Origin of the sequence: Streptomyces sp. AM 2-1-1 (genome assembly GCF_029167645.1) — a bacterium.
Lineage (GTDB): Bacteria > Actinomycetota > Actinomycetes > Streptomycetales > Streptomycetaceae > Streptomyces.
The window spans coordinates 4496718-4518728 of sequence record NZ_CP119147.1; the positions used below are offsets into that span (position 1 = coordinate 4496718).

Genomic DNA, 22011 nt, shown 5'->3' on the forward strand with positions numbered 1-22011 from the left:
TGTGGGCCTCCCAGCGGGCAGACTGGACGGATGGCTGATCAGGACGCGCAACCGCGGTTGGGTACAGAGCCCTCCGCGCTTCCCGTACTCCGCTGGGACGAGCCTCCCGAAGGCCCCGTCCTGGTGCTGCTCGACCAGACCCGGCTTCCCGCCGAGGAAGTCGAGCTGGTGTGCACCGACGCGCCCGCGCTGGTGCGGGCGATCCAGACGCTGGCGGTGCGCGGGGCGCCGCTGCTGGGCATCGCCGGAGCGTACGGCGTCGCGCTGGCGGCGGTCCGGGGGTACGACGTCTCCGAGGCCGCCGACCTGCTGGCCTCGGCCCGGCCCACCGCCGTGAACCTCGCCCACGGGGTCCGGCGCGCGGCGCACGCCCACGCGGCGGCCGCGGCAGCCGGGGCCGACCCGGAGCGCGCCGCCGCGGCGGCGCTCGCCGAGGCACGGGCCCTGCACCGCGAGGACGCCGAGGCCTCCGCCCGGATGGCCCGGCACGGTCTCGCCCTGCTGGACGAGATGCTGCCGGCGGGCGGCCACCGCCTGCTGACCCACTGCAACACCGGGGCCCTGGTCTCCGGCGGGGAGGGGACGGCGTTCGCCGTCGCGCTCGCCGCACACCGGCAGGGACGCCTCGCGCGGCTCTGGGTGGACGAGACGCGCCCCCTCCTCCAGGGTTCGCGGCTCACCGCCTACGAGGCCGCCCGGCACGGCATGGCCTACCACCTGCTGACGGACAACGCCGCGGGATCGCTCTTCGCCGCGGGACAGGTGGACGCGGTGCTGATCGGCGCGGACCGCATCGCGGCGGACGGCTCGGTGGCCAACAAGGTGGGGAGCTACCCCTTGGCGGTGCTGGCCAAGTACCACCACGTGCCGTTCGTCGTGGTGGCGCCGACGACCACGGTGGACGCGGGCACCCCGGACGGTGCCTCGATCGTCGTCGAGCAGCGTTCCGGCCGGGAGGTGACCGAGCTCACATCGAGGCCGGACGCCTCCGGCGGGGGAGAGGTGCCCGGGCTGGTCGTGGCACCCCTGGGAACCCAGGTGTACAACCCCGCGTTCGACATCACGCCGCCGGAACTGATCACGGCGATCGTCACGGAAGAGGGCGTCATTTCCCCGGTCACGGGAGCCGGAGTGGCCCAGCTGTGTGCCAGGTCATCGCAGATAACGATTAGCTAATGGGATGATGTCGATTATGAAGGGACGCGTCCTTGTCGTCGACGACGACACCGCACTGGCCGAGATGCTCGGCATCGTGTTGCGTGGAGAAGGTTTTGAACCGTCGTTCGTAGCGGACGGCGACAAGGCACTTGCTGCCTTTCGGGAGGCCAAGCCGGACCTGGTCCTGCTCGACCTCATGCTGCCCGGACGGGACGGCATCGAGGTCTGCAGGCTCATCAGGGCCGAGTCCGGCGTGCCGATCGTGATGCTCACGGCGAAGAGCGACACCGTCGACGTGGTGGTGGGCCTGGAGTCGGGGGCCGACGACTACATCGTCAAGCCGTTCAAGCCCAAGGAACTGGTGGCCCGGATCCGGGCCCGTCTGCGGCGGTCCGAGGAGCCGGCGCCCGAGCAGCTGACCATCGGTGACCTGGTCATCGACGTGGCCGGGCACTCGGTCAAGCGGGACGGGCAGTCCATCGCCCTGACCCCGCTGGAGTTCGACCTGCTGGTCGCGCTCGCCCGCAAGCCCTGGCAGGTGTTCACCCGTGAGGTCCTGCTGGAGCAGGTCTGGGGCTACCGGCACGCGGCGGACACCCGTCTGGTGAACGTGCACGTCCAGCGGCTCCGCTCCAAGGTCGAGAAGGACCCGGAGCGGCCCGAGATCGTCGTCACCGTGCGTGGCGTCGGCTACAAGGCCGGACCCAGCTGACATGACCCGAGGCAGCACTGCTCCCGGCCCCGGGGCGTCCGGAGCCACCGAGGAGCGGGCTGCCGGACCGGGGCGTATCCGCCGCTCGTGGAGCGCCCGGTCGTTCACCGACCGGGCGCCCGGCGGGCCGTTCCCGCGCCTTCTGCTGCGCTGGCTGCGGCGGCCCCTCCTGCCCGCCGTACGGGTGTGGCGCCGCAACCTGCAGCTGCGGGTCGTCGCGGGCACCCTGCTGATGTCGCTGACCGTCGTCCTCCTGCTCGGCTTCGTCGTCATCGGGCAGGTGCGCAACGGCCTGCTCGACGCCAAGGGCAAGGCCGCCCAGACCCAGGCCGCCGGCGGGTTCGCCGCCGCCCAGGAGAAGGCGAACGAGCCCCTCACGCCGGCCCGCGAAGAGGGCGCCGACGGGACGACGGCCAGCACCTCCTGGCGGACGGACCTCGTCGACCAGCTCGCCAGCGGCGGCACCAACGCCTTCAACGTGGTGGCGCTCAGCGCCGACTCGGTGAGCCGCGGCACCGCCAGCCGGGCCCCCCGCGGGTCGGGGAGCGTGGAGGCGTCGAGCGTCCCCGACCGGCTGCGCGAGTCGGTCGACCAGGGTCCCGGGGCGTTCCAGACGTACTCGGTGATCCGGTACTCCTACGGCAAGGAGTCGCAGCCCGGGCTCGTCGTGGGCAAGCGCCTCTACGACATCGACCACAACCCCTACGAGCTGTACTACCTCTTCCCGCTGACGCAGGAGGAGAAGTCCCTGGCACTGGTCAAGACGACGCTCGCCACCGCCGGGCTCTTCGTCGTGGTGCTCCTCTGCGCCATCGCGTGGTTCGTGGTGCGCCAGGTCGTCACCCCCGTACGGATGGCGGCCGGGATCGCCGAGCGGCTCTCCGCGGGACGGCTCCAGGAGCGGATGAAGGTCACGGGCGAGGACGACATCGCCCGGCTCGGCGAGGCCTTCAACAAGATGGCCCAGAACCTGCAGCTGAAGATCCAGCAGCTGGAGGAGTTGTCCCGGATGCAGCGCCGCTTCGTCTCGGACGTCTCGCACGAACTGCGCACCCCGCTCACCACGGTGCGGATGGCGGCCGACGTCATCCACGAGGCGCGGGTGGACTTCGACCCCATCACCGGACGGGCCGCCGAGCTCCTCGGCGACCAGCTCGACCGGTTCGAGTCGCTCCTCTCCGACCTGCTGGAGATCAGCCGGTTCGACGCGGGGGCGGCCGCGCTGGACGCCGAACCGATCGACCTGCGGTCCGTCGTCCGCCGCGTGATCGGCGGCGCCGAACCCCTGGCCGAGCGGAAGGGCACCCGCATCCGGGTGATCGGCGACGAACAGCCGGTCGTGGCGGAGGCGGACCCCCGCCGGGTCGAGCGCGTGCTGCGCAACCTGGTGGTCAACGCCGTCGAACACGGTGAGGGCCGGGACGTCGTGGTGCGGATGGGCGTGGCCCAGGGCGCTGTCGCCGTCGCGGTGCGCGACTACGGCGTCGGGCTGAAGCCCGGCGAGGCGACCCGCGTCTTCAACCGGTTCTGGCGGGCCGACCCGGCCCGCGCCCGTACGACCGGTGGCACCGGTCTCGGGCTGTCCATCGCCGTGGAGGACGCCCGGCTGCACGGCGGCTGGCTCCAGGCATGGGGGGAGCCCGGTGGCGGCTCGCAGTTCCGTCTCACCCTGCCCCGTACGGCGGACGAGCCGCTGCGGGGGTCCCCGATACCCCTGGAACCCGAGGACTCGAAGCGCAACGTCGCGGAGCGCGAGCGCGCCGGGGCGGACACCGACGCGGACGGACGCCACCGGGTGATGGCCGTACCGCACCAGCCCAGCTCGTCCGAGCGCGCGGCGCTTCCCGTGGCGGCCCGGCCCGGCGCCTCGCGGCAGGCCCCCGCCTCGGTCCACCCCGCGGCGCTGCCCGGCAGCGGCGCGCGGGTGGTGGCCCGGCCGGGGTCCGCGCCCACCACTGCCGCACCGAAGATCCCCGGACAGGGCCGGGACCGGAACCCGGACCGGGCGCCGGACGAGGAGGACACCCGACGTGGGCACTGACCGCCGCACGCCCGGCCGGCCGGGCAAGCGCCGCCGCGCGGCCGTGTGGACCCCCGCGCTGCCGGCCCTCGGCATGCTGCTGCTGGCCGGGTGCGGGTCCATGCCCGTCGTCGGTGACGTCAAGCCCGTCGACGCCTCCCAGGCCGGCGACGCTCAGGTGCAGGTCTACGCGGTGCCGCCCCGCGACGGCGCGGAGCCGGGCGAGGTCGTCGACGGCTTCCTGGAGTCGATGACCAGCGACGACCCCTCCTTCCGCACCACCCGTACCTATCTGACCAAGGACGCGGCCCGCACCTGGCGTCCCGACGCGGCCACCACCGTGCTCGCCGAGGCCCCGAACCGGAACGCCCCCGCGCTGCGGGGCCCGGAGCCCGACGCGACGGACACCACGTACACCCTGAGCGGCCAGAAGGTGGCGGAGGTGGACGCGCAGAGCTCGTACCGCCCGATCGCACCCGCCGACTACGTGCAGACCCTGCACCTGGTGCGGGAGAAGGGCGCGGACGGCAAGCGGGAGTGGCGCATCAGCGTGGTGCCGGACGGCCTCGTGCTCGGCCAGTCCGACTTCAAGCGGCTCTACCGTTCCGTCAACACGTACTACTTCGCGGCCGGTTCGTCCCAGGGCTCGGCGGCGCTGGTCGCCGACCCCGTCTACGTGCGGAACCGGACCGACCCGGTGACGCGGATGGACGCCACCACACAGACCATCCGGACCCTCCTCGACGGGCCGACCGACTGGCTGCGCCCGGTGGTCGACTCCCGTTTCCCCGCGGGTACGACCCTGCGGAAGGGCGTCACCTCGCTGGCACCCGACGACCAGAACGTCCTCACGGTGCCGCTCAACAAGAGCGCCGCGGGAGCGGCCGGCGGCGTCTGCCGCATGATGGCCGCCCAGGTGCTCTTCACCCTGCGGGACCTGACGTCCGCCCGGGTCGAGCAGGTGAAGCTGGAGAGCGGCCAGAAGGTGCTCTGCTCCCTCGGCGCGGAGGAGGCGACGGAGTTCGCCGCCGACCGGGGCGACCGCGCCCCCGCCGGCCAGTACTTCGTCGACGACGACGGGAAGGTGGAGCGGATCCCCGGCTCCACCAAGGGCAGCGGCGACCCGGTACCGGTGACCGGCCCGCTCGGCGAGGGAACCCGGCGCATGGGCGCGGTCGGCGTCTCCCGCGACGAGGAGAAGGCGGCCGGAGTCACGGAGGACCGGGCGCGGCTGTACGTGGCGTCGATCGTCGAAGAGGGTGAACTGCCCGCCGAGGCGCCGGTCGTCAGCACCGCGGCTGCTCCCGGCGACCGTCTGTCGGCACCGAGCTGGGACGGTCGCGGCGACCTCTGGGTCGCCGACCGCGACCCGGACGACCCCCGTCTGCTCAGGCTGGCCGGCGGCGAGGGCACCCCGCGGGAGGTCGCCGTTCCGGGGCTCGGCGGAGAGCGGATCGAAGCGCTCCGGATGTCGGCGGACGGCGTGCGGATCGCGCTGCTCGTGGGCGAGGAGGGGCACCGCACGCTGAAGATCGGCCGGGTCGAGCGGACCGGCTCGGACACCGCGCCGGTGGTCTCCGTCCAGGACCTGCGCCAGGCCGCCCCGCAGCTCACCGACGTCACCGCGGTCTCCTGGTCCGGACGCGGCCGGCTGGTCGTGGTCGGCAAGGAGGAGGGCGGGGTCCAGCAGGTGCGTTACGTGCAGGCGGACGGCTCCACCTCCTCCTCCGAAGTGCTGCCGGGCGTCAACCAGGTCGAGTCGATCGCGGCGGCCGACGACGAACTCCTGCCGCTGATGGCGGACACCGTGAGCGACGGCATCGTGAAGCTGTCGCCCGGCGCCAACTGGCAGACGGTGCTCAAGACGGGCACTTCCCTGGTCTACCCGGGCTGAGCGGACGGCGCTCGGGACGGGCACTTCCCCGGTCCACCCGGGCTGAGCGGACGGCGCTCGGGACGGGCACCTCCCCGGTCCACCCGGGCTGAGCCCTCACCGGGCCGTTCCGGGCTCCGGCGGCGTTGTCCACAGGGGTGGCGGGTCCGTGCGGCGGCGGGCAGGCTGGTGAGGTGGGGGAATGGTGGCGGGAGTTCGCCGGACTGGTCCTGCCGGTCTCCTGCGGGGGCTGCGGCAGGCCGCGCACGGAGCTGTGCCCGGAGTGCGGGGCCGCGCTGCGGGACCGGCCGCCGTGCAGGGTGCGGCCTTCACCCGAACCCCCGGGGCTGCCGGTGGTGCACGCCGCCGCCCCCTACGAGAACGCCGTGCGCGCGCTCCTGCTGGCCCACAAGGAGCGCGGCGCCCTGACGCTCGCCCGGCCGCTCGGTGGCGCCCTCGCGGCCGCCGTACGGGCCGGGGCCGGGGACTCCGCGCGCCGCGGCACCCTGCTGCTGGTGCCCGTACCCTCCTCCTCCCGTGCGACCGCGGCACGCGGGCACGATCCGGGGCGGCGGATCGCGCTGGCCGCGGCGGCGGGGCTTCGGCGGTCCGGCACCTCCGCGCGGGTCTTCCCCGTTCTGCGGCAGCGCCGCGCGGTCGCCGACCAGGCGGGGCTCCGGGCCGTCCAGCGACGGGCCAACCTGGCGGGGGCGCTGGAGGTGGTCCCCGGCGCGGAGCGACTCCTCGCGGAGGGTCCGGTGGTGCTGGTGGACGACCTGCTGACGACCGGGTCCACGCTGGCCGAGGCGGCCCGGGCGGTCGCGGCGGTGCTGCCCCGGACAGCCCTCCCCGTCTCTCCCCGGGCGGCGGTCGTCGCGGCTTCACCGTCCGCTTTCGAAATAAACCGGAACTGACAGAAATGTTTCATCTCCGCAGGTGGTGGAAGGGCATAGGGACCTGAACGGAGGTACGCGCGAGTAGCGGGTGCCGATAAGGCGGTCGGCACGCTATGTTCGGTGGTGAGGAATGGTGAACCCCAGGCCTCGACGAATGCACCACCAGGTTTCGGGCGGGCCGACATCCGGAGTTCAGCCGTCGGAAGATCGGTGGGATGGTAAACCCGCCGGTGGGCAGGAGGAGGTGGAAGGTCACCGAGTCCGAGGCTCCGGAACGCTACTGGAGCCTGGTGCAAAAGGGAGGCGCTCCGCCACCGTAGCGGAGCGATCCGGGAACGGAGTTCTGCGTGGACATCGTCGTCAAGGGCCGCAAGACCGAGGTGCCCGAGCGGTTCCGCAAGCACGTGGCCGAGAAGCTGAAGCTGGACAAGATCCAGAAGTTCGACGGCAAGGTGATCAGCGTCGACGTCGAGGTGTCCAAGGAGCCGAATCCCCGTCAGGCCGACCGCTCCGACCGGGTGGAGATCACGCTCCACTCGCGCGGTCCGGTCATCCGGGCGGAAGCGGCCGCGGGCGACGCCTACGCGGCGCTGGACCTGGCCACCGGCAAGCTGGAAGCGCGCCTGCGCAAGCAGCACGACAAGCGTTACAGCCGGCGCGGCAACGGCCGTCTGTCGGCTGCCGAGGTCGCCGACGTGGTGCCGGGCACGGCCGCGTTCGACGAGGACGGCGAGCTGGTCGGGGACCAGTCGTCCGAAGAGGTGCCCACCACGAAGATCGGCCCGCTGGAAGTACAGGGCGAGGGCCCGCTGGTGATGCGCGAGAAGATGCACGTGGCGGCGCCCATGCTGCTCGACCAGGCGCTCTACGAGATGGAACTGGTCGGCCACGACTTCTACTTGTTCGTCGACGCGGAGACAAAGGAACCGAGTGTCGTCTACCGGCGGCACGCCTACGACTACGGTGTCATCCACCTGAGGACGGACCCCCTCGCCGCCGACGAGGCCGGTGGCGCCGGTGGTGCTCTCGGCGGCTGACGACCCGTTTTCACGGTGCCCCCGGAGCGCGTTCGCGCCCCCGGGGGCACCGGCGTGCGACCACGGGGCCTCCGTTCCGGCGGCCGGGCATGAAAGCATGGGTCCCCGAGCCAATCGGCGTGCACCGCACTGCCGTTGGCGACCGTGTGACTTCAGGCCGTGGCCTTCAGGGGGAGGAACGATGGCGGACACCTTCGGGCCCGTGCGCGACACGAATGTTTCCGGAGAAGCTGCCCGTACCCGAGCCGGCGCGGACGAGGACACCTCGCCCCGCAAGGAGCCCATCCGGGTCCTGGTCGTCGACGACCACGCGCTTTTCCGCAGAGGACTCGAGATCGTTCTCCAGCAGGAGGAGGACATCCAGGTCGTCGGTGAGGCGGGCGACGGCGCGGAAGCGGTCGACAAGGCGGCGGACCTGCTGCCCGACATCGTGCTGATGGACGTACGGATGCCCAAGCGCGGCGGCATCGAGGCGTGCACCGCCATCAAGGAGGTGGCCCCCAGCGCGAAGATCATCATGTTGACGATCAGCGACGAGGAAGCCGATCTCTACGAAGCGATCAAGGCCGGCGCCACCGGATACCTCCTCAAGGAGATCTCCACCGACGAGGTCTCCACGGCGATCCGGGCCGTCGCGGACGGCCAGTCCCAGATCAGCCCGTCGATGGCGTCGAAACTCCTCACCGAGTTCAAATCGATGATTCAGCGCACCGACGACCGCCGCCTCCTCCCCGCGCCCCGGCTGACCGAACGCGAACTCGAAGTCCTGAAACTCGTGGCCACCGGCAAGAACAACCGTGACATCGCGAAGCAGTTGTTCATCTCCGAGAACACGGTGAAGAACCACGTCCGCAATATCCTCGAGAAACTCCAGCTCCACTCCCGGATGGAAGCCGTGGTCTACGCCATGCGGGAGAAGATCCTGGAGATCGGGTGACCGCCGGCCGTCACCGGCGGGCGGCGGAGACGGCCCGTGCGATCGCCGCGGCCAGCGGTTCCCGCAGTACCGGCGCGTCCACCCGCTCCAGCCGTACGTCCGTGCAGCCGACCCAGGAGGCAGCCTCCACCAGCGCCTCGGCCATCGGCGCCACCGCCTTGGGGCCCGCCAGGGAGGCCTGACGGGCGACGAGCGTGGTCCCCTCGCGCGCGGGATCGACCCGGCCCACCAGACGCCCGCCCGCCAGCAGCGGCATCGCGAAGTAGCCGTGCACCCGCTTGGCCTTGGGGGTGTAGGCCTCCAGACGGTGGGTGAACCCGAAGATCCGCTCGGTGCGGGCGCGCTCCCAGATCAGCGAGTCGAAGGGGGAGAGCAGCGTCGTGCGGTGCCGGCCGCGCGGTTCGTCCGCCAGCGCCTCCGGATCGGCCCAGGCGGGCTTCCCCCACCCCTGCACGGTCACCGGTACGAGGCCCGAGCCGGCCAGCGCCGCGTCGACGTGTTCGGCCTTCAGCCGGTGGTAGTCCGCCAGGTCGGAGCGGGTGCCGACGCCCAGCGAGCGACCCGCCAGCGCGACGAGCCGGCGCACGCACTCCTCGTCGGTGAGGTCGTCGTGGAGGAAGCGGTCGGGGATCGCCCGCTCGGCGAGGTCGTAGACGCGCTTCCACCCCCGGCGTTCGGTGCAGACCACCTCGCCGTACATCAGGGCCCGCTCGACCGCGACCTTCGTGGCGGACCAGTCCCACCACTCGCCGCCGTTCTTCGCGCCGCCGAGCTGGGTCGCGGTCAACGGCCCTTCGGCCCGCAGCTGCGCGATCACGGTGTCGTACGTCCCGGCGGGCAACTCGTGGTGCCACTGCGGGCGGTCGCGGTAGGCGCGGCGGCGGAACGCGAAGTGCGGCCACTCCTCGACGGGCAGTACGCACGCGGCGTGCGACCAGTACTCGAAGGCGCGGCCTCCCGACCAGTACGCCTCCTCCACCGCCTTCCGGCCGATCCCGCCGAGCCGGGCGTACGGCACCAGCTCGTGCGAACGGGCCAGTACCGAGATGGTGTCGAGCTGGACGGCCCCGAGGTGGCGCAGCACCCCGGGCACTCCGGCACGGCGGTCGGGCACTCCCAGGAACCCCTGGGCGCGCAGCGCGATCCGGCGGGCCTGATCGGCGGAGAGTTCGACCGCGGGGGGTCGCACGGGCGTCACGGGCGTCATGGGGAAACCCTAAGGGGAGCCGCCGACAGCCCGGGGGGATCCGCGGACGGTCCCGGGGAGACCCGACGGCTCCGCCGCGGGCCGGGCCGCCCCGCCCCCTACCGCCGCTCCGGCGGACCCGCGGCGCTCCCCGGCCGGCCCGGCGCCCGCGCTCCCGGAGCCTTTGCCGGGCGAGCCCCGGCGACCCGCGGGCCGGGGCCGCCGGGGATCCGGCCGGGCCCGGAGGGCGGGAGCCCGAGGTCCGCCGGGAAGAGCGAGGCGCTCCACAGCTCGCGGGGCGGGGCATCGGCCCGTGCCCGGGCCGGCCGGCCGCCCGTCCGCCGGAACCCGGCGCGCAGGGCGACGGCGAGGGACGCCTCGTTCCCCACCTCGGCCCACCACTCCAGCCGCACCGCTCCCAGCACGGAGAACGCCCACCCCGCGGCGCGGACCACCGCCTCCGTCCCGTACCCCTGTCCGCGGTGCTCGCGGGCCAGCCAGAAGCCGACCTCGTACGTGCCCGAGGCGGGGCCCCGGACCAGGCCCAGGGCGCCCGCCAGCGCGCCGGACCGCTCCACCAGCGCGAAGTGGTAGCCGGAGTCCTCCCGCCAGCCCGCCGGGGCGAGGGTGGCGGTGAAGAGCTCCGCGTCGGCGCGGGTGTACGGCGAGGGGATCTCCGTCCAGCGCAGGATCTCCGGATCCTGGCAGGCGAGGTGCACCGCGTCCGTGTCGCCGGCGGCGAAGGGACGCAGGCGCAGGCGTCGGGAGGTGAGGGTGGTCGGCTCCATGGGCGCATTCTCGGTGGGCCCGGGTCCCCGGCGGGAGCACTTTCCGGGCTTCCCGGCACCTTCCACGCTGTTCGGCCGTTGTCCTGGGAGGCGCGGTGAGGTCCACCCCGGGGCAGCCCTCCCGGCGCGGCGGTGTCCTCGCTTACGATGGCCGTTGCGGTGGGGCCCACCTGCCGTGCCCGCGCCAGAGTCCATCACACGACCCAGTGCCAGGCCCGACCGGCAAGGAGACCAGCCTCAGTGTCCGTCTTCAACAAGCTCATGCGTGCAGGCGAAGGCAAGATCCTGCGCAAACTGCACCGCATCGCGGACCAGGTCAGCTCCATCGAAGAGGACTTCGTCAACCTCTCCGACGCCGAGCTGCGGGCGCTCACCGACGAGTACAAGGAACGGTACGCGGACGGCGAGAGCCTGGACGACCTGCTCCCCGAGGCGTTCGCGACCGTTCGCGAGGCCGCGAAGCGCGTCCTCGGACAGCGCCACTACGACGTCCAGATGATGGGTGGCGCCGCCCTGCACCTCGGGTACGTCGCCGAGATGAAGACCGGTGAGGGCAAGACCCTCGTCGGTACCCTGCCCGCGTACCTCAACGCGATCTCCGGCAAGGGCGTCCACCTGATCACGGTGAACGACTACCTCGCCGAGCGCGACTCCGAGATGATGGGCCGGGTCCACAAGTTCCTCGGCCTGACCGTCGGCTGCATCGTCGCCAACATGACCCCGGCGCAGCGCCGCGAGCAGTACGCCTGCGACATCACGTACGGCACGAACAACGAGTTCGGCTTCGACTACCTCCGCGACAACATGGCCTGGTCGCAGGAGGAACTCGTCCAGCGCGGCCACAACTTCGCGGTGGTCGACGAGGTCGACTCCATCCTCGTCGACGAGGCGCGTACGCCGCTGATCATCTCCGGCCCGGCCGACCAGGCCACCAAGTGGTACGGCGACTTCGCCAAGCTGGTCACCCGGCTGACGAAGGGTGAGGCGGGCAACCAGCTCAAGGGCATCGAGGAGACCGGCGACTACGAGGTCGACGAGAAGAAGCGGACCGTGGCGATCCACGAGTCCGGCGTCGCGAAGGTCGAGGACTGGCTCGGCATCGACAACCTCTACGAGTCGGTCAACACGCCCCTCGTCGGGTACCTCAACAACGCCATCAAGGCGAAGGAACTCTTCAAGAAGGACAAGGACTACGTCGTCATCGACGGCGAGGTCATGATCGTCGACGAGCACACCGGCCGTATCCTCGCCGGCCGCCGCTACAACGAGGGCATGCACCAGGCGATCGAGGCGAAGGAAGGGGTGGACATCAAGGACGAGAACCAGACCCTCGCCACGATCACCCTGCAGAACTTCTTCCGCCTCTACGGCAAGCTCTCCGGCATGACCGGTACGGCGATGACCGAGGCCGCCGAGTTCCACCAGATCTACAAGCTGGGCGTCGTGCCGATCCCGACGAACCGGCCGATGGTCCGCCTCGACCAGTCCGACCTGATCTACCGCACCGAGGTCGCCAAGTTCGCCGCCGTCGTCGACGACATCGCGGAGAAGCACGAGAAGGGCCAGCCGATCCTGGTCGGCACCACCTCGGTCGAGAAGTCCGAGTACCTCTCGCAGCAGCTCTCCAAGCGCGGTGTCCAGCACGAGGTGCTCAACGCCAAGCAGCACGACCGCGAGGCGACCATCGTCGCCCAGGCCGGCCGCAAGGGCGCCGTCACCGTCGCGACCAACATGGCCGGCCGAGGCACCGACATCAAGCTCGGCGGCAACCCCGACGACCTCGCCGAGGCGGAGCTGCGCCAGCGCGGCCTCGACCCGGTCGAGCACGTCGAGGAGTGGGCGGCCGCGCTGCCCGCCGCGCTGGAGAAGGCCGAACTCGCCGTGAAGGCGGAGTTCGAGGAGGTCAAGGACCTCGGCGGGCTGTACGTGCTCGGCACCGAGCGCCACGAGTCGCGCCGCATCGACAACCAGCTGCGCGGTCGTTCCGGCCGCCAGGGGGACCCGGGCGAGTCCCGCTTCTACCTCTCGCTGGGCGACGACCTGATGCGCCTGTTCAAGGCGCAGATGGTGGAGCGCGTGATGTCGATGGCGAACGTTCCCGACGACGTCCCGATCGAGAACAAGATGGTCACCCGTGCCATCGCCTCCGCCCAGTCCCAGGTCGAGCAGCAGAACTTCGAGACGCGCAAGAACGTCCTGAAGTACGACGAGGTGCTCAACCGCCAGCGCGAGGTCATCTACGGCGAGCGTCGTCGCGTCCTGGAGGGCGAGGACCTCCAGGACCAGATCCGTCACTTCATGGACGACACGATCGACGACTACATCCGCCAGGAGACCGCCGAGGGCTTCGCGGAGGAGTGGGACCTCGACCGGCTGTGGGGCGCGTTCAAGCAGCTCTACCCGGTGAAGGTCACCGTGGAGGAGCTGGAGGAGGCGGCCGGCGACCTGGCCGGCGTCACCGCGGACTTCATCGCCGAGTCCGTCAAGGACGACATCCACGCGCAGTATGAGGAGCGGGAGAACTCGCTCGGCTCCGACATCATGCGCGAGCTGGAGCGCCGCGTGGTCCTCTCGGTCCTCGACCGCAAGTGGCGCGAGCACCTCTACGAGATGGACTACCTCCAGGAGGGCATCGGCCTCCGTGCCATGGCGCAGAAGGACCCGCTGGTCGAGTACCAGCGCGAAGGGTTCGACATGTTCAACGCCATGATGGAGGGCATCAAGGAGGAGTCGGTCGGCTACCTCTTCAACCTGGAGGTCCAGGTCGAGCAGCAGGTCGAGGAAGTCCCGGTCAAGGACGACGCCGAGCAGACCTCGCTCACCAAGGAGGGCGCCCAGGTCGCGGCGGCCTCCCGCCCGGAGATCCGCGCCAAGGGCCTCGAAGCCCCGCAGCGCCCCGACCGCCTGCACTTCTCCGCGCCCACCGTGGACGGCGAAGGCGGCGTCGTGGAGGGCGAGTTCGCCGACAGCGCCCCCGAGGGCGACGGTCTGACCCGCGCCGAGCGCCGCAAGGCGCAGAAGAGCGCGGGCGGCGGCGGGCGTCGCCGCAAGAAGTAGTCCGCGAGCCGTCGGCGACGGCACGGCGGTACGCACCGGCGGGGCCGGGACCTCCACCGAGGACGCTGCTGGTCGAGCGTCCTCCACCGGGGTTCCGGCCCCGCCGGTTCCACGTCCCGGGCCCCATGGCCCGGTTCCACGTCCCGGGCCCCGTGGTCCGGCCCCGGGGTGCGCGTCCCCCCGGGCCCGGGTTCAGACCGGTTCGCGCTCGCCGCCCAACTCGACCGCTGCGCACCGCCAGCGCAGGTCGGCGCCCTGCTCCAGCCGGAACGCCATCGCGTGCACCCGGCCGCCGCCGGAGATGCTCGCGAAGGCCTCGACCACCCCGGTGGCGGGCTGCGCCCCGCGGCACCCGCGCAGCACCGGGCTGTCGCCCCACGCGGCACGCAGCGGGCCCCCGGGAGCCAGTTCGGCGAGCTGGTCGTAGGCGTCGCCGACGGTGTGCCCGAGCATCCAGTGCACCGGGCGCCGGCCGCTGAGCACCGCGAGCAACCGCTCGGCGAACCAGTGGTGCGGGCGCACCGGCCCCCGCGCGGCGAGCGTGCTCCGCTGCCCCGGCAGGGCGCCGGGCCGGCGCTGGTCGCGCCGTCCCGGCGGTCTGCCGCCGCCCGGGCGGGCGGTGCCGCGCTGGTCGGCGCGGCCCCGCTGGTCCGCGCGTAAGGTCCTCGTCGAGTCCGTGCTCATCGTCATCGCCCCCGTATGAGGCCGCCCGGTCGAGCCGTGCGGCGCCGTGGTGTTGCGCATCTTCTACGGGGCGTGCCCGCGGGGTCGCAAGGGACGGCGGGGCTGTCCGGGTCGGGAGGAACGGATCACCTATCCGGGTGAGAGGGCGAGCAGACGCCCGAGCCCCGGGCGGACCACCGCTCCCCGGGTGCGGCCGGGAAGGGACGCCCACCAGGCCCCGAAAGGGGACCACCGACGTATCCTGAGGCCGTCTGTCGACTACGAAAGCGGCCAAGCCATGCGCGTGTACGTCCCCCTGACCCTCTCCGGTCTCGCCGCGGCGCACGAGGCGGGAGAGCTGGGCCCCGGACCGCTCACCGCCTACGCCGTGACCCCGGGCCTCCGCGAGTGGTACGTCTCCGACGACATCGAGGAGCTGGAGTACGCGGCGCTCAACCGGGCAGCCGCCGCCTCGCTCCGCCTGATCGCCGCCCTGCCCGAGGAGCGGCGCCGCCGGGTGGTGGTCGCGTTCGACGTACCCGACGGTGACGCCGTCGCCGATCCCGGCCAGGGGCTGGACGCCGCCTCGATCGGCGAGGTGCGGATCCGCGCGGCCGTGCCGCTCGCCAAGGCCGCCGCCGTGCACGTGGACTCCGACGACGCCGAGAAGGACGTGACGGCCGCCGCCGCGGCGCTGGGCGCCGCCGACCTCGGCGACGACGACGCGCAGTTCACCGTGGACGGCGCCGAGGACCACGAGCTGCTCTGGTTCGGCGTGCAGGAGATCCCGCAGCTCATCGGCTGAGGGGCCGAGCGGGACGAGGGGGCGGCGGTACGGGGCGGACCTGACGGTTGTCGTACCCGCCGAGTACGGTCTCTCCATGGCGAAACACGGGGAGCACCGCACCCATCTGGTCTGGGACTGGAACGGCACGCTGCTGGACGACATCCACGCGGTCGTCGGTGCGACCAACACCGCCTTCGCCGAGGTGGGGCTCGCGCCGATCACCCTGGAGCAGTACCGGGCGACGTACTGCGTCCCCATCCCGCTCTTCTACCAGCGGTTGCTGGGCCGGATACCGGACGACGCCGAATGGCAGCGGATGGACGTCGTCTTCCACGACGCCTACGCCGAGCTCCGTGCCGGCTGCCTCCTCACCGACGGCGCCGCCGAGCTGCTCGCGGGGTGGCGACAGGACGGCCGCAGCCAGTCCCTGTTGAGCATGCACGGTCACGAACAGCTGGTCCCGACCGTCCGCGGCTACGGCATCGAGGCGCACTTCCTCCGGGTCGACGGGCGCACCGGCCCCTCCGGCGGCAGCAAGGCGCTCCACATGGAGCGGCACTTCGCGGCCCTCGGCACGGTCGCCCCGGAGCACGCGGTGGTCATCGGGGACGCGGTGGACGACGCCGTGGCCGCCGCGCACGTCGGCGCGCGGGCGGTGCTGTACACCGGGGGCTCGCACGACCGGGCCGCCCTGGAGGCGGCGGGGGTGCCGGTGGTGGACAGCCTCGCCGACGCGGTGGCGCTGGCGCGGACGATGCCGTACTAGACGGGGTCCCAGGTCCGTCCGGGGCCGAACACGACGGCCCCGAACGGCTGTTTCAGGCCACGGGTGCCTTCGCGCGCAGCACCTTGAGGAATTCCCGCATCCACGCCGAGTGGTCGGGCCAGGCGCGCGAGGAGACCAGGGTGCCGTCGACGACCGCCTCCGCGTCCTCGAAGGCCGCCCCCGCCGTCCGCATGTCCGGCTCCAGCGCCGGATAGGCGGTCACCTCGCGTCCGTCGAGGCTGCCCGTCGCGGCGGTGATCAGCGGACCGTGGCAGATCTGCGCGACCGGCCGGCCGTCCTCGAAGAAGGCGGCGACGATCGTGCGCAGCGCGGCGTTGTTGCGGAGGTACTCCGGAGCCCGGCCACCGGGGATCACCAGGGCGACGTAGTCGCCGGCCGCCACCTCGGAGAAGGCCAGGTCGGCGGGCCAGGTGTACCCGGGCTTCTCCGTGTAGGTGTCGAAACCCGGCTCGAAGTCGTGGACGACGAAGCGCAGGGTCTTGCGTTCGGGGGCGGCGATGTGGACCTCGTACCCCTCCTCGCGCAGCCGCTGGTAGGGGTAGAGGACTTCCAGCGACTCGGCCGCGTCGCCGGTGACGAGCAGGATCTTCGGTGCCATGACGGGGCCCCCAGGGTTCGTGGGTCGGCCGGGTGCGGGTGCGTGCCCGGCCGGGTGCGGCGCGGGACAAGCCTGCACCGGTCGGCCGCGTACGCCAAGGGGGCGCGGCGCATTGTACGAAGTGGCCACATCCGGACCGCCCCTTGTACAGATGCGGGCCATGACGGCCACCCGCTCCGGCGGGATAGCCTTGCTCCGTGATCAGCGCGATACGCCTCGGGGGCGCCGATGCCCCCGGCCCGGTCCCGGAGTGCCCACGCACCCGGGCGGTCCGTGATCGCCGTCACCCCGGTCCATGGCTGAAAATCGTCGAATCGGTCCCGGGTATCCCTCATCGCGGCATAGCGTCGACTACGACCGGATACCCCGCGTCGTTGCGTTGTGCCGCTTTTCTCACCTACGTCACGCAATGGCGCGCGACAGGAGCCAGAGGACATGCAGACCAAGCTGGACGAAGCCAAGGCCGAGCTGCTCGTACGGGCTGCCGAGGTAGCTGAAAACAGCCCGGGCGGTGGTGCCGGCGGCCCGGGGGGTTCCTCCCGGGTCCGGGTCGCCGCGGCCGGCAAGGACGGGGACGAGCGGTCCGGCCGGTCCATGCTCCTCTCCTACCTCCAGCGCTACTACCTGCACACCGCCCCCGAGGACCTGAACGGCCGGGACCCGGTCGACGTCTTCGGCGGCGCCTCCTCGCACTACCGCCTGGCCGAGAACCGACCCCAGGGCACCGCCAACGTCCGGGTGCACACCCCGACCGTGGAGGAGAACGGCTGGACCTCCAGCCACTCCGTCGTCGAGGTCGTCACCGACGACATGCCGTTCCTGGTCGACTCCGTCACCAACGAGCTGTCCCGCCAGAACCGGGGCATCCACCTGGTCATCCACCCCCAGGTCCTGGTCCGGCGCGACCTCACCGGCAAGCTGCTGGAGGTCCTCACCGACGGCAGCGGCGTCCCCCGCGTGCCCCAGGGCGACGGCCGCCAGGACACCGGCGACGGAGCCCCCGGGGAGGCGTTGCCGCACGACGTGCTCGTCGAGTCCTGGATCCACGTGGAGATCGACCGCGAGACGGACCGCGAGGACCTCAAGGAGATCACCTCCGACCTGCTGCGCGTCCTGTCCGACGTGCGCGAGACCGTCGAGGACTGGGACAAGATGCGCGCCGCCGCGCTGCGCATCGCCGACGGACTGTCCGCGGAGCCCACCGACGGCCTGCCCGCCGAGGAGATCGAGGAGGCCGGTGAGCTGCTGCGCTGGCTCGCCGCCGACCACTTCACCTTCCTCGGCTACCGCGAGTACGAGCTGAGGAACGGAGACTCGCTGGCCGCCGTGCCCGGCACCGGCCTCGGCATCCTGCGCTCCGACCCGCAGCACCGCGAGGACGAGGCGCACCCGGTGAGCCCGTCCTTCGACCGGCTCCCCGCGGACGCCCGCGCCAAGGCCCGCGAGCACAAGCTGCTCATCCTGACCAAGGCCAACAGCCGCTCCACGGTCCACCGCCCGAGCTACCTCGACTACGTCGGCGTGAAGAAGTTCGACGCGGACGGCAACGTCGTCGGCGAGCGCCGCTTCCTCGGCCTCTTCTCGTCCGCCGCCTACACCGAGTCGGTGCGCCGGGTCCCCGTCGTCCGCCGCAAGGTCGCCGAGGTGCTGGAGGGCGCGGGCTTCTCGGACAACAGCCACGACGGCCGCGACCTGCTCCAGATCCTGGAGACCTACCCGCGCGACGACATGTTCCAGACCCCGACCGATCAGCTCCGCTCGATCGTCACCTCGGTGCTCTACCTCCAGGAACGCCGCCGGCTGCGGCTCTACCTGCGCCAGGACGAGTACGGCCGCTACTACTCCGCCCTCGTCTACCTGCCGCGCGACCGCTACACCACCGGTGTGCGCCTGCGGCTGATCGACATCCTCAAGGAGGAACTCGGCGGCACCAGCGTCGACTTCACCGCCTGGAACACCGAGTCGATCCTCTCCCGGCTGCACTTCGTCGTCCGGGTCGCCCCCGGCACCGAGCTGTCGCACCTGACGGACGCCGACACCGAGCACATCGAGGCCCGTCTCGTCGAGGCCACCCGCTCCTGGGCGGACGGCTTCCAGGAGGCGCTGAACGCCGAGTGCGGCGAGGAGCGCGCCGCCGAACTGCTGCGCCGGTACGCCCGCGCCTTCCCCGAGGGGTACAAGGCCGACCACTCGCCGCGCGCCGCCGTGGCCGACCTGGTCCACCTCGAAGCGCTGGAGGCGGAGGAGAAGGACTTCTCGCTCAGCCTCTACGAGCCGGTCGGCGCGCTGCCCGGCGAGCGCCGCTTCAAGATCTACCGGACCGGCGAGCCCGTCTCGCTCTCCGCCGTCCTCCCGGTCCTCCAGCGCCTGGGCGTCGAGGTCGTCGACGAGCGCCCGTACGAGCTGCGCTGCCCGGACCGTACGACCGCCTGGATCTACGACTTCGGGCTCCGGATGCCCGCGGACACCGGTGACCACCTCGCCGACGACACCCGCGACCGCTTCCAGCACGCCTTCGCCGCCGTCTGGACCGGCGCCGCCGAGAACGACGGATTCAACTCCCTGGTGCTGCGCGCCGGGCTCGACTGGCGCCAGGCGATGGTGCTCCGCGCCTACGCGAAGTACCTGCGCCAGGCGGGCTCGACCTTCAGCCAGGACTACATGGAGGACACCCTCCGCAACAACGTCCACACCACCCGGCTGCTCGTCTCCCTCTTCGAGGCCCGGATGTCGCCCGCCCGCCAGAAGGCCGGCCGGGAACTGACCGACGGACTGCTCGAAGAGCTCGACGGCGCACTGGACCAGGTGGCCTCGCTCGACGAGGACCGCATCCTGCGCTCCTTCCTCACCGTCATCAAGGCGACCCTGCGGACCAACTTCTTCCAGCACACCGAGGACGGCGGGCCGCACGGCTACGTCTCCATGAAGTTCGACCCGCAGGCCATTCCCGACCTGCCCGCCCCGCGCCCGGCCTTCGAGATCTGGGTGTACTCGCCCCGCGTCGAGGGCGTCCACCTGCGCTTCGGCAAGGTCGCCCGCGGCGGACTGCGCTGGTCGGACCGGCGGGAGGACTTCCGTACCGAGGTCCTCGGCCTGGTCAAGGCGCAGATGGTGAAGAACACCGTCATCGTGCCGGTGGGCGCCAAGGGCGGCTTCGTGGCCAAGCAGCTCCCGGACCCGGCGCTCGACCGGGACGCCTGGCTGGCCGAGGGCATCGCCGCGTACCGCGTGTTCGTCTCGGCACTGCTCGACATCACCGACAACCTGGTGGCCGGCGAGACCGTGCCGCCCGCCGACGTGGTCCGGCACGACGAGGACGACACCTACCTCGTGGTCGCCGCCGACAAGGGCACCGCGAGCTTCTCCGACATCGCCAACGAGGTCGCCGTCGCCTACAACTTCTGGCTCGGCGACGCCTTCGCCTCCGGTGGCTCCGCCGGGTACGACCACAAGGGCATGGGGATCACCGCCCGCGGCGCCTGGGAGTCGGTCAAGCGGCACTTCCGCGCGTTCGACCACGACACGCAGCGCGAGGACTTCACCGTCGTCGGCGTCGGCGACATGTCCGGCGACGTGTTCGGCAACGGCATGCTGCTCTCCGAGCACATCCGGCTGGTCGCGGCCTTCGACCACCGGCACATCTTCCTCGACCCGACCCCGGACGCCGCCGTCTCCTACGCCGAGCGGCGCCGGATCTTCGAACTGCCCCGCAGCTCCTGGGCGGACTACGACACCGGCCTCCTCTCGGCGGGCGGCGGCGTCCACCCCCGCTCCGCCAAGTCGATCCCGGTCAACGCGCACGTCCGCGCGGCCCTCGGCATCGAGGCGGGCATCACCAAGATGACCCCCGCCGACCTGATGAAGGCCATCCTGCGGGCGCCGGTCGACCTGCTGTGGAACGGCGGCATCGGCACGTACATCAAGTCTTCCGCCGAAACCGACGCGGACGTCGGCGACAAGGCCAACGACGCGATCCGGGTCGACGGCCAGGACCTGCGGGCCAAGGTCGTCGGCGAGGGCGGCAACCTCGGCGCCACCCAGCTGGGCCGCATCGAGTTCGCCCGCAACGGCGGCCGGATCAACACCGACGCGATCGACAACAGCGCCGGCGTGGACACCTCCGACCACGAGGTGAACATCAAGATCCTGCTCAACGGGCTGGTGCGGGACGGCGACATGACCGTCAAGCAGCGCAACAAGCTGCTCGCCGAGATGACCGACGAGGTCGGCTCGCTCGTGCTGCGCAACAACTACGCGCAGAACGTCGCGCTCACCAACGCCACCGCGCAGGCCGCCGACCTGCTCCACGCCCAACAGCGGTCGATGCGCCGGCTGGAGGCGTCCGGCGGCCTCGACCGGGCGCTGGAGTTCCTCCCCGCCGACCGGCAGATCCGCGAACTCCTCGCCGCAGGCAAGGGACTCAGCCAGCCCGAACTCGCCGTGCTGCTCGCCTACACCAAGATCACGGCGGCCGACGAGCTGATCCACACCAGCCTGCCGGACGACCCGCACCTGCAGGGCCTCGCGCACGCCTACTTCCCGCGGCAGCTGCGGGAGCGCTTCCCGGAGGCGATCGACGGCCACGCGCTGCGCCGCGAGATCATCACCACGGTGCTGGTCAACGACACCGTGAACGCCGGCGGTTCGACCTTCCTGCACCGCTTCCGCGAGGAGACCGGCGCCTCGGTGGAGGAGATCGTGCGGGCGCAGGCCGCGGCCCGTGAGATCTTCGGCCTCTCCCGGGTCTGGGACGCGGTGGAGGCGCTCGACAGCGAGGTCGCCGCCGACGTGCAGACCCGCATCCGGCTGCACTCCCGCCGCCTGGTGGAGCGCGGTACCCGCTGGCTGCTGGGCAACCGTCCCCAGCCGGTGGACATCGCGGCCACCGTCGCCTTCTTCACGGACGGGGTCGCCGAGGTCTGGGCCGCGATGCCCAAGCTGCTGCGCGGCGCCGACCAGGAGTGGTACCAGCAGATCCTGGACGAGCTCACCGGGGCGGACGTCCCCGAGGAGCTGGCACAGCGCGTCGCCGGGTTCTCCTCGGCCTTCCCGGCGCTCGACATCGTGGCCATCGCGGACCGTACCGGCAAGGACCCGCTGGCCGTCGCCGAGGTCTACTACGACCTCGCCGACCGGCTGGGGATCACCGCCCTGATGGACCGCATCATCGAGCTGCCGCGGGCCGACCGCTGGCAGTCGATGGCCCGCGCCTCCATCCGTGAGGACCTGTACGCGGCCCACGCGGCCCTCACCGCCGACGTGCTCGCCGTGGGTGCCGAAGGCGCCACGCCCCAGGAGCGGTTCGCGGCGTGGGAGGAGAAGAACGCGGCGATCCTCTCCCGGTCGCGTTCCACGCTGGAGGAGATCCAGAACTCCGACGCCTTCGACCTGGCGAACCTGTCGGTCGCGATGCGGACGATGCGGACCCTGCTGCGCACGCACGGCTGACCGCGCCGGTGAGGTGACGACGGAAGGGGGGATGCGGGCCGTACGGCCCGCACCCCCTTCCGTC

At 72.1% G+C, this 22011-nt stretch carries 15 protein-coding genes; 11 read left to right on the forward strand and 4 right to left on the reverse strand.

The features are described from left to right. Positions 1-30: 30 nt before the first annotated feature. From mtnA to PZB77_RS19765, 7 genes are all read left to right on the forward strand, one after another. Complete coding sequence (gene mtnA, locus PZB77_RS19735; RefSeq protein ID WP_275493938.1) at positions 31-1176, forward strand: S-methyl-5-thioribose-1-phosphate isomerase; 1146 nt, start codon at positions 31-33, stop codon at positions 1174-1176. Positions 1177-1180: 4 nt separating this feature from the next. Then, positions 1181-1870, forward strand: a complete 690-nt coding sequence (gene mtrA / locus PZB77_RS19740; protein ID WP_187740742.1) for a two-component system response regulator MtrA — start codon at positions 1181-1183, stop codon at positions 1868-1870. 1 nt (position 1871) lies between these two features. Further along, positions 1872-3911, forward strand: a complete 2040-nt coding sequence (gene mtrB / locus PZB77_RS19745; protein WP_275493941.1) for an MtrAB system histidine kinase MtrB — start codon at positions 1872-1874, stop codon at positions 3909-3911. Further along, positions 3901-5784 (forward strand): LpqB family beta-propeller domain-containing protein, encoded by a 1884-nt coding sequence (locus tag PZB77_RS19750; protein ID WP_275493942.1) that lies wholly within the window; start codon positions 3901-3903, stop codon positions 5782-5784. Before mtrB ends, PZB77_RS19750 begins: the two co-directional genes overlap by 11 nt. 173 nt (positions 5785-5957) lie before the next feature. Then, positions 5958-6677, forward strand: coding sequence for a ComF family protein (locus PZB77_RS19755; RefSeq protein ID WP_275493943.1), 720 nt, complete (start codon positions 5958-5960; stop codon positions 6675-6677). A gap of 329 nt (positions 6678-7006) precedes the next feature. Then, positions 7007-7696, forward strand: coding sequence for a ribosome-associated translation inhibitor RaiA (gene raiA / locus PZB77_RS19760; protein ID WP_275493944.1), 690 nt, complete (start codon positions 7007-7009; stop codon positions 7694-7696). 181 nt (positions 7697-7877) lie between these two features. After that, positions 7878-8633, forward strand: coding sequence for a response regulator transcription factor (locus PZB77_RS19765; RefSeq protein ID WP_275493945.1), 756 nt, complete (start codon positions 7878-7880; stop codon positions 8631-8633). A gap of 10 nt (positions 8634-8643) precedes the next feature. On the opposite strand, the gene PZB77_RS19770 is transcribed toward PZB77_RS19765, so the two are convergent. Both PZB77_RS19770 and PZB77_RS19775 read right to left on the reverse strand, forming a co-directional pair. Then, a complete protein-coding gene (locus PZB77_RS19770) occupies positions 8644-9840 on the reverse strand; it encodes a crosslink repair DNA glycosylase YcaQ family protein (protein ID WP_275493946.1) in 1197 nt (398 codons plus the stop codon). 98 nt (positions 9841-9938) lie between these two features. After that, positions 9939-10607: a GNAT family N-acetyltransferase gene (locus PZB77_RS19775; RefSeq protein WP_275493947.1), complete on the reverse strand. Its 669-nt coding sequence runs from the start codon at positions 10605-10607 to the stop codon at positions 9939-9941. Positions 10608-10847: 240 nt separating this feature from the next. On the opposite strand from PZB77_RS19775, the gene secA reads away from it, so the two are divergent. Further along, positions 10848-13664: a preprotein translocase subunit SecA gene (gene secA, locus PZB77_RS19780; protein WP_275493948.1), complete on the forward strand. Its 2817-nt coding sequence runs from the start codon at positions 10848-10850 to the stop codon at positions 13662-13664. 192 nt (positions 13665-13856) lie between these two features. On the opposite strand, the gene PZB77_RS19785 is transcribed toward secA, so the two are convergent. After that, positions 13857-14354, reverse strand: coding sequence for an Rv3235 family protein (locus PZB77_RS19785; RefSeq protein WP_275493949.1), 498 nt, complete (start codon positions 14352-14354; stop codon positions 13857-13859). A 271-nt stretch (positions 14355-14625) separates the two neighbouring features. On the opposite strand from PZB77_RS19785, the gene PZB77_RS19790 reads away from it, so the two are divergent. Together PZB77_RS19790 and PZB77_RS19795 are read left to right on the forward strand one after the other, a co-directional pair. Continuing rightward, the gene (locus PZB77_RS19790; protein ID WP_275493950.1) at positions 14626-15132 is read left to right on the forward strand and encodes a hypothetical protein; all 507 of its coding nucleotides are present in this window, start codon (positions 14626-14628) and stop codon (positions 15130-15132) included. Positions 15133-15208: 76 nt separating this feature from the next. Continuing rightward, the gene (locus tag PZB77_RS19795; protein WP_275493951.1) at positions 15209-15880 is read left to right on the forward strand and encodes an HAD family hydrolase; all 672 of its coding nucleotides are present in this window, start codon (positions 15209-15211) and stop codon (positions 15878-15880) included. Positions 15881-15932: 52 nt separating this feature from the next. Here PZB77_RS19795 and PZB77_RS19800 read toward each other — a convergent pair whose 3' ends face one another. Next, a complete protein-coding gene (locus PZB77_RS19800; RefSeq protein ID WP_275493952.1) occupies positions 15933-16499 on the reverse strand; it encodes a DJ-1/PfpI family protein in 567 nt (188 codons plus the stop codon). A gap of 435 nt (positions 16500-16934) precedes the next feature. On the opposite strand from PZB77_RS19800, the gene PZB77_RS19805 reads away from it, so the two are divergent. Then, positions 16935-21947, forward strand: coding sequence for an NAD-glutamate dehydrogenase (locus tag PZB77_RS19805; RefSeq protein ID WP_275493953.1), 5013 nt, complete (start codon positions 16935-16937; stop codon positions 21945-21947). Positions 21948-22011 lie beyond the last annotated feature (64 nt).